At 39.9% G+C, this 19,116-nt stretch carries 15 protein-coding genes and 1 tRNA gene; 2 read left to right on the plus strand and 14 right to left on the minus strand.

Annotated elements, in window-relative coordinates:
- Positions 1-123 precede the first annotated feature (123 nt).
- The gene (locus HOO90_RS07550; protein ID WP_292841673.1) at positions 124-792 is read right to left on the minus strand and encodes a hypothetical protein; all 669 of its coding nucleotides are present in this window, start codon (positions 790-792) and stop codon (positions 124-126) included.
- 98 nt (positions 793-890) lie between these two features.
- Here HOO90_RS07550 and HOO90_RS07555 point away from each other — a divergent pair, with 98 nt between their 5' ends.
- Together HOO90_RS07555 and HOO90_RS07560 are read left to right on the plus strand one after the other, a co-directional pair.
- The gene (locus HOO90_RS07555; protein WP_292841676.1) at positions 891-1,955 is read left to right on the plus strand and encodes a type IV toxin-antitoxin system AbiEi family antitoxin; all 1,065 of its coding nucleotides are present in this window, start codon (positions 891-893) and stop codon (positions 1,953-1,955) included.
- Positions 1,942-2,832, plus strand: coding sequence for a nucleotidyl transferase AbiEii/AbiGii toxin family protein (locus HOO90_RS07560; protein WP_292841679.1), 891 nt, complete (start codon positions 1,942-1,944; stop codon positions 2,830-2,832). The genes HOO90_RS07555 and HOO90_RS07560 overlap by 14 nt, the downstream gene beginning before the upstream one ends.
- Here HOO90_RS07560 and HOO90_RS07565 read toward each other — a convergent pair.
- The 13 genes from HOO90_RS07565 to HOO90_RS07625 all read right to left on the minus strand — a co-directional run bounded on the left by HOO90_RS07565 (position 2,819) and on the right by HOO90_RS07625 (position 19,066).
- Entirely contained in the window at positions 2,819-6,067 is a 3,249-nt protein-coding gene (locus tag HOO90_RS07565; protein WP_292841682.1) for an N-6 DNA methylase, read from the minus strand. The two genes, HOO90_RS07560 and HOO90_RS07565, sit on opposite strands and share 14 nt — an antisense overlap.
- A 276-nt stretch (positions 6,068-6,343) precedes the next feature.
- The gene (locus HOO90_RS07570; RefSeq protein WP_292841685.1) at positions 6,344-9,652 is read right to left on the minus strand and encodes a helicase-related protein; all 3,309 of its coding nucleotides are present in this window, start codon (positions 9,650-9,652) and stop codon (positions 6,344-6,346) included.
- 266 nt (positions 9,653-9,918) lie between these two features.
- Complete coding sequence (locus HOO90_RS07575) at positions 9,919-10,425, minus strand: antirestriction protein ArdA (protein WP_292841688.1); 507 nt, start codon at positions 10,423-10,425, stop codon at positions 9,919-9,921.
- Positions 10,426-10,736: 311 nt separating this feature from the next.
- Complete coding sequence (locus HOO90_RS07580) at positions 10,737-11,219, minus strand: hypothetical protein (protein ID WP_292841691.1); 483 nt, start codon at positions 11,217-11,219, stop codon at positions 10,737-10,739.
- Between the two features lie 135 nt (positions 11,220-11,354).
- A complete protein-coding gene (locus tag HOO90_RS07585; RefSeq protein WP_292841694.1) occupies positions 11,355-12,230 on the minus strand; it encodes a DUF4747 family protein in 876 nt (291 codons plus the stop codon).
- Positions 12,231-12,452: 222 nt separating this feature from the next.
- On the minus strand, positions 12,453-12,734 hold the full coding sequence (locus tag HOO90_RS07590; protein WP_292841697.1) for a hypothetical protein: 282 nt from the start codon (positions 12,732-12,734) through the stop codon (positions 12,453-12,455).
- 220 nt (positions 12,735-12,954) lie between these two features.
- A complete protein-coding gene (mobC, locus tag HOO90_RS07595) occupies positions 12,955-13,671 on the minus strand; it encodes a MobC family replication-relaxation protein (protein ID WP_292841700.1) in 717 nt (238 codons plus the stop codon).
- The gene (locus HOO90_RS07600; RefSeq protein WP_292841703.1) at positions 13,661-15,403 is read right to left on the minus strand and encodes a type IV secretory system conjugative DNA transfer family protein; all 1,743 of its coding nucleotides are present in this window, start codon (positions 15,401-15,403) and stop codon (positions 13,661-13,663) included. Before HOO90_RS07600 ends, mobC begins: the two co-directional genes overlap by 11 nt.
- A 2-nt stretch (positions 15,404-15,405) precedes the next feature.
- Entirely contained in the window at positions 15,406-16,338 is a 933-nt protein-coding gene (locus HOO90_RS07605) for a hypothetical protein (protein WP_292841706.1), read from the minus strand.
- Positions 16,339-16,346: 8 nt separating this feature from the next.
- Entirely contained in the window at positions 16,347-16,568 is a 222-nt protein-coding gene (locus tag HOO90_RS07610; RefSeq protein ID WP_292841709.1) for an AlpA family transcriptional regulator, read from the minus strand.
- A 95-nt stretch (positions 16,569-16,663) separates the two neighbouring features.
- Positions 16,664-17,590 (minus strand): hypothetical protein, encoded by a 927-nt coding sequence (locus HOO90_RS07615; RefSeq protein ID WP_292841712.1) that lies wholly within the window; start codon positions 17,588-17,590, stop codon positions 16,664-16,666.
- 26 nt (positions 17,591-17,616) lie between these two features.
- Positions 17,617-18,813: an integrase arm-type DNA-binding domain-containing protein gene (locus HOO90_RS07620; RefSeq protein WP_292841715.1), complete on the minus strand. Its 1,197-nt coding sequence runs from the start codon at positions 18,811-18,813 to the stop codon at positions 17,617-17,619.
- 176 nt (positions 18,814-18,989) lie between these two features.
- Positions 18,990-19,066: transfer RNA gene (locus HOO90_RS07625), tRNA-Met, on the minus strand.
- Positions 19,067-19,116: the final 50 nt, after the last annotated feature.

Consider the following 19,116-nt stretch of genomic DNA (forward strand, 5'->3'; position numbering starts at 1 on the left):
TGGTGGTGAAAGAGTCAACAAAACATCTTCTTGCAGACCTTTATCTACATAGGTTTAAGTATTTATTAAAAATATGTTACCCCTAAAGTTACCCCAATTGTTTAAGTTTACTCATAACATTTGCTAGTTATTACTCGAAATCTTAGCTTCGGTTTTAGCCTCAATTAAAGTAATTAGGTCTTCTTGAGTAATTTCGTAAGCGCTAAGTTTTTTTGCAGTTTTTTCTGTTTCTTTTAACATTGCTTGATGCACGGATTTATATTTTTTTGCTATTCCATCGGCATGAGCTTGATGAGCAGGTAAAGTACGATACATTGCAAATATATCTATAACTGATGGATTGCTTAATTGATTAATTTTTCTTTCGTTCAAGAGCGTCCATTTACATGTAACTGAGGTGCTACCAATTAACAGCTTTTCACCAGTATATTTTATAACTAACGGGTTGGTTGACAATGGAACCATCGCTATTGCATTGACAATAGAATTGCTAAACTCTGCTTTACCATGCCACTCCCCTGTTGCGCGAATATTAACGAGTTTTTCATCACTTTCAATGGTCAATATTCCATCAAAAAAAGATAAAACTGCTGGTGGAATAATAGGTTTTTTCTTGGCATTTTTTCTTGGAACGCCAAGTTTAAAAGTTTTCATTGCATGATTGAACTCTTTTAGGCTAACGGTTATGAGATTGTTCTGCATATTCCCTGCATCCTTGATTTCATTTAAGTCAAAGCTTAACCCAAACACAACTAATAATATACTCTTGGTAGCCTGTTCAACAGTAATCAACGTTCACGGAACGTGAACAATGGAAATAAATGAACAAAAGTGTTGACTGTGATGTTCAATTTAATGTAATGTTCACGTTACGTGAACAAAAGTATTAAATGAACAAAATGGAATTGTATAACCTTAAAGATAAAGACATGCTAGATCAGGCGATAGATGCTCTGAGGCAAACTGCTGGATTGCATATTAAAGTGACTAAGTACGAGGCACTAAAAATGCAAGCGGATGCAATTATCCAAGTTGAAATTAATAATAAAAATTACGAGTTTGTTCTTGATGTTAAACATGTTGACCGTTTTACTACGATTGGCCAAGTCAAAAACAGACTAGAAGCTTTTAACCTAGAGCCATTACTTATCGCACCTAAGCTGACAGATGCAGCAGCTAATAACTGTAAAGAGCTGGGGCTTAATTTTATTGATTTGGCGGGTAACGCTTATATTAATGAGCCTGGGTTATTCATTTTTATTAAAGGACAAAAGCAAGAGCTAAATCAAAATAACCCGATGAACTACTTCAAGGGAAACAAAGCGCTTACGCCTACCAATCTGCGTATGGTGTTTGCGTTGTTGTGCAACCCTGAGATGTTGAATGCGCCTTATCGTGAAATCGCCAAAGTAGCAGGCATTGCGCTAGGTGCCGTGGGCTGGGGGTTTAATGACTTGGCTGCTAGAGCGATGACGCTTGGGGATGGTAAGAAAAATAATCGCGTATTGATTCAGCAAGAAAAACTGATTCAAGAATGGGTAACAAACTACCCCATTAAATTGCGCCCCAAGTTAAACCCAAGACGCTTCAGGGCAAATAATATGGATTGGTGGAAGCATCTAAATGTTAAGCAATACGAAGCCCAATGGGGTGGCGAAGTGGCGGCTGATAGGCTTACACATTACCTAAAACCAAACTTTTACACCTTATACTTGCATGGTAAAGAATTTAAGAAAAATATCAACAAGCTGATTGTTGAAAATAGGCTTGTGCCAGACCCATATGGTGATATTGAGTTATTAGAAGCTTTTTGGGATTTTGATGATGCAGACTTCTTGCCAGAGACTGTACCCACTTTGTTAGTCTATGCCGACCTTATTGCAAGCAATGACCCACGTAACTTAGAGACGGCAAAAATGATTTATGACAGGTTAATCCAACATGCAAATAATTAAACCTATTAAGCCAGTTGGTGTACTGACAGTTGAAATTGTGCGTGAAATAAGCGCGGTAAGCAAAGCAATGGGATTAGAGTTGCTGTTGGTTGGCGCACAGGCAAAAGTGATTCTGCTAGAAAATATCTACGGCTTAAACCCTGGTCGTGCAACGGGCGATATTGATTTTGCATTTGCGGTTGAAAGTTGGGATCAATTCCACCAAATTAAGCAAAACTTGATCGCCACAGGCAAGTTTAAAGAGCTGTCAAAAGTAAAACAAAGGCTAGTCTATCAATCTAGCTTAATTGAGCATGGTTTTGTTGTAGATATTATCCCCTTTGGGGCTGTGCAGGATGATAACAACATGATTGCATGGCCGCCAGAGTTAGATGTGGTGATGAGTGTAAGCGGCTATCAAGAGGCACTAGAATCAGCGCTATTGGTTGAGCTAGATACCGACTTAGCAATTAAAGTAGTCTCGTTGGCTGGGCTAGCAATATTAAAGGTATTTGCGTGGTCTGAGCGTGGCACAGCTACAGAGAATAAAGATGCGCTTGATTTGCTTACGCTGCTGCGCGCATATCATGAAGCTGGCAATACAGACAGAATCTATGAAGTTCCACCGCCAGAGGCTTTAGAGGCTATGAATTACGACCCAGAGTTGATGGGTGCTTGGCTACTTGGTTACGACGTTGCAGCCATTGCTGACCAAAGCACCATTGAAAAAATGGCTGAACTTATTGATAGCAAAAAAGAAAACCTGATAGTGCAAATGGCAAAATCTCTGCCAGGGAATGACGGCGCTTTGGATGCTGCTGAAGCCTTGCTATCAAGTTTCACGCAAGGCGTTCAGCAAGCTACTACAAAAAAAGAATTAAAAGCTAAATTACTATAGCGTTATATTCTGCTTCAGATATATCAAAGTTTGGGTCGATAACTTTTACTTCTACATAACTCAAGTTGTAGAGTTTATAGCTCATGTAATCAATCTTATGCTCAATATCTTTTGTATCCAAATTTAGCTTTTTATTTTTTAATATTAAATCAATTAAATCTGAGAATTTCTTTTGAACTAAATAGTTTGCTGATGCGATAGGTAGTTTTGATACTTGGTTCTCAAAATATTCGAAAACACCACTTCCAGTTTGCTTACCGATTGATTTGTACCTGTAGTTTAAAATTTTAGAGTTAAGTAGAGCCAGAACGTACTTAATATTGAATTCTTGATTTGTTGCAAAAATTGCAGTTGTATTAGTTAAACCAATAAAATCATTCGTTTCGTCAAGACAAAAAACATTTTCTTTCGCTCGGTAAGAGCACCATATTTTTTCATGATGATAGAATTCTTTATGCATTGGTCTGCTGTAGCGCCACCATGCTCTACCCTCATTTTTGACAGTAGCACGACTTTCTAATTTTAACTTGTGCGCGTTTAAATGGTTTTTAACTTCCACAGGTAAGTTGCTAAAACTTTCAGCATGCTCAAAATAAATTAGATACTCAATTGAATCTTTATGAGTATATTTCTCAATAATTTCACCACTCATTCTTTTCTTTATGATTGATTTATTAAAGTTTTCGGGGTAATTGTTAAAACAAAACACCTCGTTCGCTGCAGTTTCCATTCCTTTGCCAACTTTAAATATTTCCCCAAGTCTCCTATGCTTAGAATCAATTTTGTTGATTAGATTGTCTTCTAAACTATTAACTAGAGCGAAAACATTATCTTTCCTAAAGTTAATTGAATAGTAATTTTCATTTTTTCGAAAGTCGCCTAATAAGGTATTAATCTCGTAACTTGATTCTTTAAAGTTTTGAACAACTGTCTCACCTTTCTTATGTTTATCCATAAAAATCATCATGGATGTAATGCTTGCGCTGTTGAAAACCATATACCGTTCAAAATTAATAATTTTTTGAATAGGTAAATTATCAATCATGAAATTACGAAGTTTTTTCGCTTTATCTGAAAAAAGCATCGCGTTTGAAATAATGAAAGAAACCTGGGCGCTTGTGATCTTTTGAGCCACGGATATGAAGTAAAAGAGAATGTCACTTTTGTCCATGTAGACTTCAGGATATTTTCTTGGTAATAATTTGAGCATTTCAGATCCGGCCCCAAATGTATCAATATTAAAATAGGGCGGATTGCCTATTACAATATCGAAGCCTCTTCGGTCGGCAATATCTTTAATCAAAATTTCAGCAAAGTTAAGTCTCCAATCAAAGAAATCTAAAGGGATCTCGGGGCTATTTTTTAAAATATTTAGGTTAACTAATTGTTGTTTATAACCTGCGATTTGCAAATCACCTTCTAACTTTGCAACATCAAGACTCTTTTTTGTACCTTGCTTTGGTGTTATTGCGCCACCATTTTTTATCATTAAGTTTAGTTGTTCAATTAACAAATCAATTTTTAAATCTCTGATTTTGGTTGCGTGCTCTTTTTTTCTTGTTGATGGATCAAAAAACTCTTTTTGTAATTGCGAGAGCTGCTTGAGAATTGCTTGGATTTTGTTAGCGTCATCCGCGCCAAACAGTCCTGTGTCTTGAGGTTTGACGTCCCAATCAATTTCAATAACTTCATTACCCAGCTTGCTGATTAAGCTATTACCTACCACAATTTTGTAATCCAAATTAGGCAAGGGCTGTGGTTCTGGCTCATCGACCACTAGGCTAAGCCAGAAGCGTAAGCGTGCAATATCTACTGCACCACGTTCAATATCTACCCCATAAATGCTGTTTTGAATAATATTGAGTTTTACTGTTGCTGGCTCAAAGGTTGTTAAGTCACCATGCGTAAATGTGTGTATGGTTTGTTTGGCGGTAAAAATCTCAAGTAACAACCCCATTGGGAATGCACCTGAGCCAATTGCAGGATCGCATACTTTTACTTTATCTAATGCCTCATTAAATTCAGCAGCATGTTCAATTACAGCTTGTTTATCTTCATCGCTCAATTGTTTTTTGAGTAGTTTTTCTATCAGACTACGGTTGATCATTTTGCCAGTGGATCGTGCTGATTGTGCAATCTCTAATACACTTTGTCCAGTGCGTCCTTCATTGGCAGATAGAAAGCTTGCCTGTTGTGCGTTATCAAAGCTGATAAAGGTATCTTGTTGCACCTGATAATTTTTGCCTTCAAACCAAGTGGTGAGGTATTCAATCAGGCTTTCTTGGCACATGTAGTGCACAATTTCTTTTGGAGTGTAGTACGCGCCTTTGTCTTTATTATCTTCTAGTAAATTTTCAAAAATATGTCCCAGCATTTCTGGGTCAACCGCTACGGTGTGGTCGTTAGGGTCATCTTCATAAATGGTGAAGTTGTACTGATCAAAAAAAGTAAAAAGGTCTTTAAATAATTCTGCCTCAAATATGAGGCCACGTTGATTGGGGTCATCTTCTTCAAACAAGCCGCCATTTAGGTAGGGAACGCGTGTTTTCTCGCCAGGGATGACTTCTGCTAAGTCATCTGGCCGTGGTTGGTTGAGTGTTTCAAAAAATAACTTACTTAAATACTCACTATAAAAAATGCTTGGATTGCGACAATTAGCCAGTAAGCGGCTTATAAAGTCTGGTTTTCCGTTGCCCCATTTGTCATGCAGCGGAACACCTAGCCAGCCCTTTTTTTGAATGAAGTATAAGAAAACAATGCGGCCAAGCAGCTTTTTACAAAAGTCACGTACATCCTTTTCATTATTATTGAAAATAGTAATGAGTTGCGTGTTGGGCGCATGCTTAACAACCTCCTCCCATTTGCCAGATACCTTTTCTAGGCGCTTGCCAGTTAAATATTGCACAAAATCTTGGTAGTGATCTTTGTAAGTGTCAAAAAACTCCTTAGACATTTTTTCAACAGAGAAGGCTTCTTTAATGTCATCTAGTGTGGCATTGCTTGCCTTATCTTGTAGCTTGCTAAACTGGATTGCGGCTGTACGACAAGACTCATTTTCACCAAGCACATAGGTGTAGCGCTTAGGTTCTGTTTTATTGTCTACATATTCGCCAGCCTCATTAAAGGTTTTGAGTTCTGATACATAGCTAAATCGCCAGCTTTTGTCTTGTGGGTGGTGGTAAACAATAAATGCTGCGTCTTGTTGTTTCCAGTGCGGTTTTAACAGGTTACGCAAACCTACACGGTTGCGCTCTAATACAACGTTGTCTGCCAGTGTTACTTCATATACCGCAATGTTTCTGCTGATTCCACTTTGTATAATGGTGATGCTACCAATTTGAAGTGCTTGGCTTGCTACAGTCGCGTTAATGCCTAGTAATGGCGTTGGATTGCTAAAAAAGTTGCTGCTGGTAAACAGCTCACTTAAAAAAGTTTTCCAGCGTGTGCTGCTATATTGAGAGTTCAATATGTCTTGAATAGCGCTAATTTTTTCTTGTTGTGTAGCCATAAGTTACTTAAACGATTCTGAAAGTATGAGTTGTGGTTTAGCAAATTTTACGGCAACGTCTTTGCTTACCTCGTCATCTTTAATGTTGTATTCTGCTGCGATTAAATCTACGTCCTTCAAAAGCTGTAATGGGTTAGCCCCTTTCTTGGCAGCCTTTTGGAGCTTATCTATTTTGTCTGGTAGTTTGGTGTATCGACCGATTTCAATTAACGCTACTAATTTTTTGATATAGTCTTGTTGCTTCTCTGAAGCGATAGGTAGTCTAGCCAGCTCTGCTAAGAACTTTTTCACGCGCATTGCCTTTACACCAAGTGCCGTTGGCTCATCACGTTCTATAGCGTAGTCTTGCTCCACCTGCTCAAAATGGGTTAATGCTTGTTGCACGTGATCATGGTGCTGCTCAATCAATGCTGCTGGCTTTTCTGCTTGATCTGCTTTAAATAACTTAAATGCCTCAAGCGGTGTAATTTCTGTTGGTTTAGATTCTTCTATCCAGTAAAACTCTAACTTGTGAGAGGTCTTTAAAAATGCAGCCGTACCATTAGCAACTTCTGGCCGTCCACTATCTTTTGCTACGCGGCCAGTGCGGCTTTTCATCGGTAGTTTTCTGATTTTTTCAAACCAAGCGCGGTTTTCCTTTTTGAATTGGCGTAATTCGTGCAAGTATTTTAAGCGCTCATCTTCAGCTTCTTTGTATTCTCCACTGAATAATTTGCTTTCATCCATAATTTCATCGGTAGAGAAAATTTGGTTATCTTCGCCAAAGGTTGCATGGAAAGCCTGAATTTTCATGAAGGCAGTTTGCGTGAGTTTAATTTGCTCGTTACCTTGGGCTGAAGGGTAAAACACGTAGTTGTATATTTGCGTGGCTGAAGTGCCAATACGATTAACCCGCCCAATACGTTGCATTAGTTTGGTTGAGTTCCAAGGAGTGTCGTAATGGATAACTACATTGGCGCGGTGCAGGTTTACACCTTCTGCAAGCACTTCAGTGGTGATAATGATGTTGTAATCGTTTTTTTGCTCTTTACCTTTTTGTTTATCAATCTCTAATGGGTAGTTTGCATCAAAGTTTTCAACAATCGTATCGTATTTTTCGCGGCGGTTTTCACTGCTGATCACCAGTAAATCTTCTCTGCCAGCATCTATTAAGGCTTTGCTTAAATAAGTAACAGTATCTTTTGATTCTGAGAATATGACCAATTTGCCGTTAAGGTTGGTTTTAGGGTTTAGGAATTCGCTGCTTAATTTGTGCAAAAACTCTTTTAACTTAGGATCATCTTTAACAGCATCCCAGGCTTCAACAAGCTCATCTAACAATACGGCGTCGTGCTGCAATTGATCTACAAATTCTGGTGCAAAGTTATCAGCCTTAAACTGTTGGTTTTTAGGTAGGTCAGCGCTAATTTTTTCAATCTCGGCGGCGATTTCTTCGTCGGTAAGGCCTTTATCCATCAACTTATTAATATCGAGGTCTGGCGCGATAAAAATCTGGTCTTTAGCAAACATGTCGATCATGCGAGCGTTTGCTTTTTGGAACGTTTTTAGTGAAGATTTGAATGCATAAAAGCTGCTTTCAATACGCTTAACGAGCTGTGTTTTAATAATAAATGCGAGCGATTTAGAAATGCGCTCCGCATTTTCGTAGTTTTCTTGAAACTCAGGTTTTAAACTGGCTACCGCTTGGTAGCGAGCGTAAGTCAACTTGGTTGGGTCTGTTAAGTAGTCTACAGTCTTAAGGAATAATGCTGATAAAACAGCATCCATAAAGTATTCCACTTTTTTCGGCGGGTTCACTTTAGGAAATACAATACCTTGTTCTTCTAAGTCTTGCTTGTAAGCAGGAATGCTCTCTAAGTCGGTGCGTGAGCGTCTAATCGTAATTGGCTGAATAATATTTTTGCGTATATCAGCGTATATGTCTCTGAGCTTTTCAACGTCTAATGCATCTTCTCTTTTTAAATCTTTGTAATTTGAAATATGTCGATTAAAAAAAGCGGTTAAATTAGCTATTGGTAGAGTTGATTGTCTTGGCTCTTGGAACAGGGTGACTTGATGCAATATATCGTCTGGACGATTATTAAGCGGTGTTGCAGAGACTAAGATAACCTTTTTCTTATCAACAAATTTTTCATCTGCAATGGTTCCTTTGTTTGTGCGTGGCGCCTTGCAAATCTTTTGCAGTTGGTCGAAAGCGCCAGAAGTGTGATTTCTGAACTTGTGCGCCTCATCTACAATGATTAAATCGTAGTCTTCTTTTAGCCAATAATCTTGATGACCATCTAGAATTCTTTGCAGGCTGCCATTACTAATAAATTTTACATATCGGTCTAGCTTGAATTCTCTAAATGTATTTTTCCAGTTCTTTTCTACAGCTGGCGGGTAAACGACTAAAATTTTAGTAAAGTCGCGACCATTTTTCATGATGAACTTCTTCGCGACAAGCGTGGCAATGATTGTTTTCCCAAGACCGACAACATCCGCTAGTATGAAGCCATTGTGCCTAAGTAGCATGTTGAAGCCTTCATTTACCGCATCAATTTGATAGCTTAGTTTTTTAAATTGATCGGGCAAATCGCCTAATGCGTCTGGGTCGTAATCAATGTTTTTGTCAAAGTACTCTGTGAGTACCTTAACGTAAAGCTCGAAGGGCGTTACTGTGTCGTTGAGGTGCGTTTGTTTTTTTACATCCTGGACATCCACTGGTAGTAATGGAATGGATTCTGCCCAAAGCTTTTCAAACTCATCAGTTGCAAATTTTACGTCTTGATAGTCGTTTAGCTGTACGTTAAATTCATAGTTATGCATGACCCCAGAGCCAAGCCCTGCATCAGTAAAGTTTGATGAGCCTGTTATTACAGTTGCCTGCGTGTGTTCATTAAACGGGTCTGGTCTAAATATGTAAATTTTTGCGTGTATTTTTTTATCAGGGTGGGCGCGAACTTCAATTTTCTTTGTGATTAGATCATCTATAAATTGCAGTATGCCGTCTTCTGTTTCTTTGTCGTAATTGGCTTCAGAGATGTCTTTTTTCAGGTCATCAATAAACTCGTCTTTAGTTTTTTCACTGTTTCTAAAAAAATCTAAGCCTTTGTCATTTGCTTGCGCAAGTAGCTTGTCGACATTGATGCCTACTAAAATTCTGATTTGAGGTACATGGAGTAAAAAAGGACGTACTTTAAAGTAGCCAGAAGAGCGAAAGTATCCTACGAGGCTATCAAAAAACTTAATGTTTGGATTGTATGTTAATACCCCTTCAAACTTACTAATCAGGGTATTTTCATTTTCGTTTGTAAAGAATTTAGTAGTCATCAGTAGTATTGTTTTTATAGATATTTAAACAGCATTCTAGTCGATATTTGAGTTTTGTTCATGACTATCCACATGTCGATAAAAATGAGTTTTATCGACATGTTTTTTTAATGTGTCGATGTAATCGACAAAATTAGATAGTGGATTGTCTCTGAAACTAACATGACGTGATAAGAATATGGCGTTTTCTTATCACGTCGCGAGAAATATGCAGAGAATTTGCAATTATCTTTACAGATAAAAACAGGGGCGCATGCCCCGTATTTTTATACCCCTGCCGCGTTGGTGCAAGTGTAAGTTTGGTTGTTGTATTCAAATTCCACCAAGTCGCCGCCTATTTCGCAATCTCTAGCAAACTTGTCATAGTCAATATAATAGCGGATGCTCTCTGGCACCTCATGCAGCCAGCATTCATCAAACAACTCTTCGGCAGCATCACGTAAGCTAGATTTCGTAATGCTTGGTTCATCCACCTTGTCTAAAGCCTGGCTTAAATTGTAACCAACAACATTGAGTAAGTAATACAGGTTAATTTTTTCATGGTCGTCTAAGGTTTCAATGTCATCAAACCATTTGTTTAGATTGGCTTGGTTAATGGCGCATGCATTAAATAGCGCGGCATCATCACCATCAATAAAATCAATCTCAAACTCTTCAACTTGGTTTCCGTATCGGTCGGTTAAGTTAGCTGATTTTTCAATAAACTCATCATTATCATTGAAATAAAAGCCTGCTGCATCGATGTTGTACGGGTTGGCATAAAGTGTAGTCATGGTTCAATCTCCTAAAAGAAAAGCGGTTGCAGTTAAAAATCTGCTCTTTGCTCGTCTTCCCCATGGGGAACGGAAAGGGGGATTGTTTTTTTTGTGTGCAATGATTTAGAGCAGGCTGATTTGCCTACTCCTGATCGATATTTCGTTTGCTGCTCCCCGCTCACTTCGACTGGCGGGGCAGAAAACGAAAATCAGGGGTGGGGTTGCCTGCGAATTGCTTGGGCTTGGCTTTTAGTGCTGACGAAATTTGCAGCAGGAATGACAACTGGGTTTGGTTGGCGTGATGGTGCTAGGCAGTGCTTTTATAGTGGTCAATTTTGCTTATCAGAATCTTCTTTAGCAACCGTATTTCTATATTTGTCAAACCATGTAGCCACTCTAAAAACCGCGAATGTAGCTGCCACTGCTGTCATAATTGCATATATAAAAAGAAGAAAGCTAAATGCATATAAAAACGGTGCAACCTCTTCATGTATTAGCGTTTGAGAGATATTGAATTGTATAAATAAATCCTGAAGCCATTGAATTTTCGATATTGGAAAATTCATGGCTTTAGCGATGATAGCTGCAAACAAAGCTAGTAATTGAATCATTATAAAATGCGCAAAAGTTGCACTAACTTCAAGGTAAGGGCTATGTTTACTATTGTCGTTATTCTCAGTAATTAGATGACGAAATTTTTCATCGCCAAACCCCAACCATATTGCATAACCACCCAAAGCAAAACCTATAATGCTAGGCAGCACTGAAATAGCTATATCCCACCAAGCTTCATTTTGCCAGTATTGAGACATTAATACCGTAAGAATTATAGAAAAATGGAAATAAGGGGAAAATGCTAGCGCTTGCCATCCACCATAAATCGACCAGTACAGTTTTATGACTCTGTACACTCCAATATAAGGTGCTGTAAATTTCTGAAGCATAGCTTATGGACGGCCGATAATCTGTTGAAGCAGTTCAAATGCTTTGGATAGAAGCGCCTCTGAGCGTGATTGCACTTTTGGATTATATTCGGCTTTCTCTAACAAAGGATGAGCTGCCGTAGATACGTTTATTGTATTCCCAGTTTGATCTTCCCCTCTTCCTGAAACTTTGCCGTTTGACTTTGCTATTTCTGCCAATGCCTTAATATCTTCGCTAGGATTTAGACCTTCAGAGTCCTTTGATACATATTCTGTTATTTGTTTGTCAGCATTAATGTTGTCAAGTTTTTCAAAAAGTCTCTTTTGAGCCTCTTCGTGATCATCGGGGTTAGGAGGTGTAACCTCTATAATTAGGCTTTTCAGGCGAGGCATACTGAAAATCTTCTCAAGTGACTCACTACTAGGTTCAATTGTAATGTTGATTTCACCATATTTTTCGACAAGCGTTTGAGCCAAAAAAATGCTAGACAGCATTTTTTCTGCCTGCCCAGGACTGAAGTTCTCTTTACTGTCTTTAGAAATAAAAAAGAGCCTATGTTTGCTAGGTATAAAGATGAACGGGAAAATTTGAAAATGCGGTTTTAGATTGCTAGGTATTTTTATCTCGGCAATTTCTTTTTCATCCGCTAATTTTTGCTCTTCAGTGTTAAACCATTGACCATCAATTTTTAAATCAAAAAACTTATAAAGTTCACCTTTAATAACATTTCTTTTATCTATTTCTTCAATTCGACATGAGCCAATCATGCCAGCAAAATCACCTCTTAGGTTCGTTTGTAGCCTAAGGTTAAATGCCTCTTGAAATAGTTCTATATATCGCTCTGGGCTATGAGGGGCTGGCATTACAATGTTCAGCGCGGCAACAGTAATTATTTTCATGAGGCGTCCAACTTCTTGGTTTTTATTCCCAGAATAGTAACAGAGTTTCTTATGTTTAAATATAGGCAGACCGCCCACCCCAAGGTGAGTGAAGCTATTTTTCTGCCCAAGCATAAAAATAGCTGTGTCTGTTTTAACTACCGACAGGTGGTTAAAATTGTCACTCGTTCAGAGTGGCAACTTAAGCTGCGATAGCCGCACCCTAGTGCGGATAAGACCTTGTTAGCGAAGCGTTCGCCCCAGCGAAACAAGGGCGTGCGTAGCTGCCGTCGTCGGTGACAGCTCAAGCTGGCGCTCGACCAAAGAAGATAATATGCAGCGTCCAGCGAAACCCAGAACATCGTGGCGGGCAACTTTTAGTAAGCGTGTCTGCGCCAGCAGATTCGTGTCTAAATTGTTGTGTTTTCTTCTTTGGTCGAGCGCCAGCGACGGCGACGGCAGGTGAATTTGATAGATGGCAAGCGTACAGCGCAGACAACTATCAAAGAGGCTGAAAGCCTCCAAGAGTGGTAGTCGTCCAGACTGCTCGCGTGAGGTGAATGCTTGTGCTGCCTAGCGTCCAGCAAGGTAGAGCAAGTAGAGGATGGCTTCCTAAAAGCTTGTGCAGCCCAACTGCATAGGCTTTCGCTTTTAAATATAAGGCGTTTAAGATGGTGAGCATACTTGGGTAAGTTGCATGGGAAAGTCGTTTATCCTATGGTGCTTATCCAAGTATGTTGTCCATTCAGCCTGATTTAGATGGCCAGGTATCTAGTGCATACACTGGAAATCTGGCACGATGCTTTTCTGTAATGGGTACGCGTTCACCTGCAACGGGTACTGACTTAATGAGCTCAAACATCCGTATAAGCCTAGGTGCAAAACTTGCATCTGGGCACACGTAATATACTTTGGCATATTCATCTCGCTTCATCATTTGCAGGTAAATCGCAAAGATGGCTTCATAGCGTTTTAAAGTCTTGATGCTACGTTCTAGTTCTATAGCCACGATCTGGCCTTCAGTATTGGTGGCTATGGCATCAGGCCGCTTTTTAATGTCTTTAGGTAAACGATTGCCAGGAATCCAGTTTGTCCAGCCTGCACGTTCTGCTATGAGTCTTGCACGTTGAATGTCTAGGTAATGCGCAATAGTCATGACGGATAGTTTGCTCGGTTCAAAGTATGGCCTGATTTGCATCGGTTCATCATCACCCCATGCAAAGGCTAGCCCTTGCGGGGTGATACCCCAAAGGCTTAGTCTTAACGCAGTGACTTTGAATCTCAGTAAAAACCCATCACGCTCCATTTGGCAAACAGTCTTGAATGCGGCTGGCTCTGACAAACCTAGCATGTTTGCTAGGTTTGTCAGATTGCTCCAAGTTTCATCACGTAAAAAGCGCAATATGACCTCACGTTTGGATTGCGCTCGTGCGCAGCGTTGTTGGTATGAGTTAATCAACATCGAGCATACTCTGCGCGGTGGTAAGTGACGCATTACTCATTTTGAGTCCAGCATCAGTTGGCTGTGATGTTTGCTTAATTGCAATAGGTGTTGTCGCTTTAGTGCTTTTATTGACCAAAATAGGCGATGTAAAAAAGAACTTAGCTAGACCAGCGCCAAACAAGACAGCGCAACGTTCTGGTAAGGCTTGCAACATATTAGTATCAATCAAGTTACGTTCTGCTTGTCGCAGTGTACGTTCACCATTTCTGGTTTCTGTCAGCCCTGCGTTAGTCTTTACTTGACGTATTTCATCATCAACCAAAATTAAACCGCTCATGCGTGCAAGCCAGTCTGCCGTGTCAGGGTCTTGAACCATATAGGCCAGTTTAATCGCGCAGTTCTCATTGACGGACGCTACTACTGAGTCTGCGTCTAGGTCTGCTGGGCAGTCACGCAAATCGCCTAATGATTGGTGTGCAATAATGACGTGGGCGCGTTTGTCACGAATAGCGCCCAAAGCTTCTAGTGATGGGCGTGAAATCAGATATTTGAATTCATCCATAAACAGGCACACATGACGTGCAGATTCACGCTCACGTACTTCTATATGCTGAATCATGGAAAGTACAAAAATACGTTGTAACTTAAGAATGCGTGGATTTCGCATTGAGCCGCGCACGTAAATCACGGCACCTTGTTGCATGAGTTTTGCGAGATCTGCACCATGCGTAGTATTCACAGCATTGACTAAACCTATTTCCTCTAAGTCAGATACAAATTTTTTGCCTGCTTCTGCTATATCTGGTTGTTGTTCTATGAGTAATTGCAGCGTATTGATTAATGTTTTTTGATTGCTATAAGCTAGATTGGCAAATATGCGTGCTGCGCGCCTATCATCTAAGCGGTAAAAGTCTGCATCCGTGCCTTTTTCACCCAGTGAAAAGCCCGCGGATAATAGCTCTTCAATCTCGGTCTCGTTTTTGGCCTGTAATGGATTCCATTGCGCAGCCTCAGCAAGTAAGTCGATGTACACATAAGGTACACCTGCTTCTTGCGCAGCCTTATGCATTACGTGCGGTAAAAACTCATCGTTTTTAGGGTCAACTACGATGACACACTCACCAGATGATACTGCCTGAGTCAGCAAGACGCCTGCTGCAACACCCTTGCCAGAGCCTGTAGTGCCAATGATGTCTAGGTGGGTTTTTCGCCATTTATCCATGGGTATGTAAACAGGTTGCTTTTGTTCGTTGAGACCAAAGAACATGCCACGCTTTAAATTGAAGTATTTCTCTGGCGCATAAGCTTTCTGTGCGTTAGGTAAATGCACACCAATTTGGCGAATGTCGGTTTTTTTATTCCTCTCTACCCTGGATGTTTTAGTCAGTTTGTTTTTAACCATTTCAATGTATGGTGAACCATAGCGAATGATGAGCCACACCATGACAACGCCTGAAACCGCTTCGCCAATAAAACTCCACAGATAAAGTTCTGGCAAATGAAATTCAGTTGCAGCAAAGTAAAGTGAGACGTAGGGAATGGCAAAGTAAAAGCCAATCTGAAATAGCAAAGCAAGCATGGCGATGCCAGTAAAAAATCCACTGGCCTTGTTGTTGCGGTTAAGCCAAGCCAGTGCAATGCAAAAGCCGAATATCACACCGACGATAGGCCAAAACTGGTCTAGATAGTGAATCCACTGATTTAAAAATTCGATTACAAGTGCATTGAGTTTATTTGCTATGTTTTGCATGATTAATCCTTTTGATTTGTATTAGTTGTTGATTTGCGGCCAAGCACTTGGTGCATGGCTGCAAGGTGTTTTGGAATTTCGCTTGGATTACTGGGCTTGATTACTTCAGCCGCCTTTTTGAGTTGCACTAGCTTTGCTTGCTCTCGCGCTGCTGCTACGCGAACGCCTGCCTCTGGTAAGAATTGACCAGTATTTGCACGTGTAATGAGTGAACGTAGATAGCTAAGTGGTGCGCCAGTCACTTTGTTTGCGTTTAGACGAGCCGCTAACTCGTCCAAAACAGCCTGGGCTAAAGCAGAATCAATGACCTCTAATTGGGGTTTGGCAATCTCACGTTCTTGTGAAGTTAATTGCTTTGGAAAAATATAATCTGTACTACCACTAGGATTTTTGGCTACTTCGTTATCCTGTAGTAGTGGTCTTATATTTGCAGAACCTTCTAATTGCAAAACCTTAGGGGTTGATTCACCGATGCTTGGTGTTTCCGAAGCTTGGCTTTGCCGACAGGTGGAAAACCTATCTTTCGGTGGGTTTTGCTGATCTGCGTTATTTGCACTTGATAAAGAAGTTTCGATTGCCCAGTAGTCAGGGTTGTTTAATATCCACTGCTTACCTGTAATCTGGCCTGCTCTATAATTTTTTTGACTTACTTTATTGAGTGCTATTGCTTCTTCATTACTCAATTGTTTTGGCAATATTTTGATGGCACCAATATTGCGCAACTCTTTAAGATAACTCTTTAGTTGAGTCATCCCGCAAGGCGACATACCAACAATATGAGATGAGTAAAATACCCAGTCTGACGGGAAGTCCCAGAGCATTGCAAATAAGCCTCTGGCGCCATAGCTTAAGCGTGCATCACGCAAAAGCGCTCGCTTCATAGGTTTGGTAAAAGGAGTGTCTTCGCCATTGCGAAGTATTTGGATTCTACTCATAACAGCCACTACTTAGTACTTGCTAGAGCTTGACGAAGTTCACCAACATTCCACCCTGTGGTGCGAGGCGATAATTTTTTAGGTTTGGGAATTCTGCCAGACTTAACGCCACGCCAAACAGTTGCAGGTGAACAAGCGAATAGAGCTTTTACAACAGGTAGTCTTACGTTGGCCGAGTCAGGAAGCTGGTCAAAAAATTGAAGTGATTCTGAAATGTGTGTTGATTGCATAATATTTTTCTCCGTTTCTGCAAAGTGCAGGGCGGATCAAATATTAGTGCTGAGAAAATTCTATAAATCCAATTGGATCCAATTGGAAAAAATAGTTACGTTATTTGCTTTCTTTTATATTCTTTTAAGGGGCGGCCTTGTATATCTTTACTGCGATTTTGTAGAGCTTCAGGAATTTCTGAAAGCCTAGCTTTGATGGTGTCATTTTTCATTGTAAAACCAAAGTCTGTAATTAACCCATTAATTTTGTTGATATTTATCTGGTTTTCAACATCACTATCCATATCCATCCCTAATTTATGGGCTAGAGCCGCAATTATAAGTAGTGCACCACTGTGAACTTTGGAGTTAGGCTTGTCATCGTATTTAAGCCCTTTAGATTTGGCCGTATGCAAGTTTTCATTTTCTAATTTGCGCTCAAATTCTTTTAGCGAATTTAGACTTACAACTAAAATTGCATGACTTGGGATATTTGGCATTGGTTTGTAGTAACCATCATCAGGGTTTATGTTTTCAACTTTTACTACGTTGTCTAGAAAGGAATCTAATAGCAGTAATTCATTCTCTTCATCATAACTTTCAAGTTTTTCATAAAGACGATATGATTTATCGTCTCTTTGAATATAAATTGATGATTTACTATTTTTTAATTGTTCATCCTTATTCAAAGAAATTAGTAATCTAGATTTTATATATGCCTCTCCCGCGCCAAACAACTTCAAATCCCACAGACCATTAATTTTATGCAAAGGATGATAAGTTGAAATTTGGTAGCTATCATCTTTAAAGTTTACTTTATCATAATTATCGGAGGGAAACTCTGGGTGTACTTCAGAGAAAGGTTTGATGGAAACTTCCATAACAGAAACAATCTCAGTGAAATTTAATGATAGGGTTATATGATTGTCTAGTGCCAGTTGCAATATGTCTTTTGGTTCAACAGGCTCTGATAATAAGGCGTTTAAATATTTTGCAGCATCATCTATTGTTAACCAGCTCTTAAATTTCATTAAGTTTTTCAAAATTTCTCCTTAATATCTAACAATTTTTATTCTTGCTGCTTATTTTTGATGCTATCAAGATAGTCAGCCCACTGTTGCATCATAGCTTTGCGCTGCTCAATAAATCTAGTGCGATTATAAGCGCTACCAAGGTTGTCAGGTACTGTATGGGCAAGTTGGTGTTCGATAATATGCGGATCTACATTGAGGCGTTCATGTAATATTGTTCTAGCCATTGCTCTGAAGCCGTGACCAGTTATTTGTGTTTGAGTGTCATAACCCATGCGTTTGAGTGCTGCATTTACTGCGGCTTCACTCATTGGCCTTAAGGGTGAGTGCCCTCCTGGAAATACGTATTCTCTATGGCCAGACAAAGGGTGCATTACTTTTAAAATCTCAACGGCTTGTTTGGATAGTGGTACTAAATGGTCGGTTTTTGTTTTACTGACTACATAACGCCATTCACCAGCCTCTAAATCAATATCACTCCACTTTGCTTGCCTTAGCTCACTTGGTCTGGCGAAAACTAAGGGTGAAAGCTTAAGCGCACATTGAACGGTTACAGTGCCGTTAAACCCGTCAATTGCGCGTAGTAGCTCCGCTATATCTTTTGGGTCAGTAAAGGCAGCCATGTGTTTTGTTGTGGTTGCAGGTAAAGCGCCCTTAAGGTCATAAGTGATGTCGCGAATGGCTCGACCTGTTTGCACTGCATAGCGGAATACTTGACCAGCAGTTTGCAACGCTCTGTGAGCTGTTTCTAGTTTATTGAGGTTTTCTATACGCTTAACTACCTGAAGAAGCTGAGGGGCGGTTATATCGGCAATTGGTATATTGCCAATCCAAGGGAATAAGTAGAGCTCGAAGCGTCTGATCACTTTATCTTTGTGAGTCTCTGCTTTATTTTTCATGTGAGTGCTCCACCATTCACGCGCAACTAATTCAAAGCTATTTGCGGAGCTGAGAATTTTCTCTGCTTTAATTTGTTGCCGCTTTTCACTAGGGTCAATTTGATCATTGGCTATAAGCTTTCTGGCGTCATCACGCTTGTCTCTGGCTTGCTTTAGCGATACATCAGGATATGTTCCAAGTGAGAGTAGCTTTTCTTTGCCCTCAAAACGATACTTAAATCGCCACCACCTACCCCCAGCAGGGGTAACTTGCATGAATAAACCGTCTGTATCATAGAGTTTATAAGGCTTTTCAGCGGGTTTTGCATTCTGTATTGCGGTGTTTGTAAGTGCCATTTTGGGGTAACTTTCCGAGTAAAAAGCTCTAAAATAAGAGTTACCCCACAAAGTTACCCCAATTGAATGGGGTATGTCAAGGAATGTTGTGCGACGGGTTGAGGCAATAAAAAAGCCCCGAAGTCAATAACTACGGGGCTTTTAGAGGTGTTACGATACTTTGTGACACCATGTTGTGGTGGTGAAAGAGGGACTTGAACCCTCGACCCCAGGATTATGAATCCTGTGCTCTAACCAGCTGAGCTACATCACCGTTTAAACTGGTTGCTAAGGTTTAAATTCTTAAACTTTAGCAAGGGCGCA

It is taken from the genome of Methylotenera sp. (assembly GCF_013141425.1).
Lineage (GTDB): Bacteria > Pseudomonadota > Gammaproteobacteria > Burkholderiales > Methylophilaceae > Methylotenera.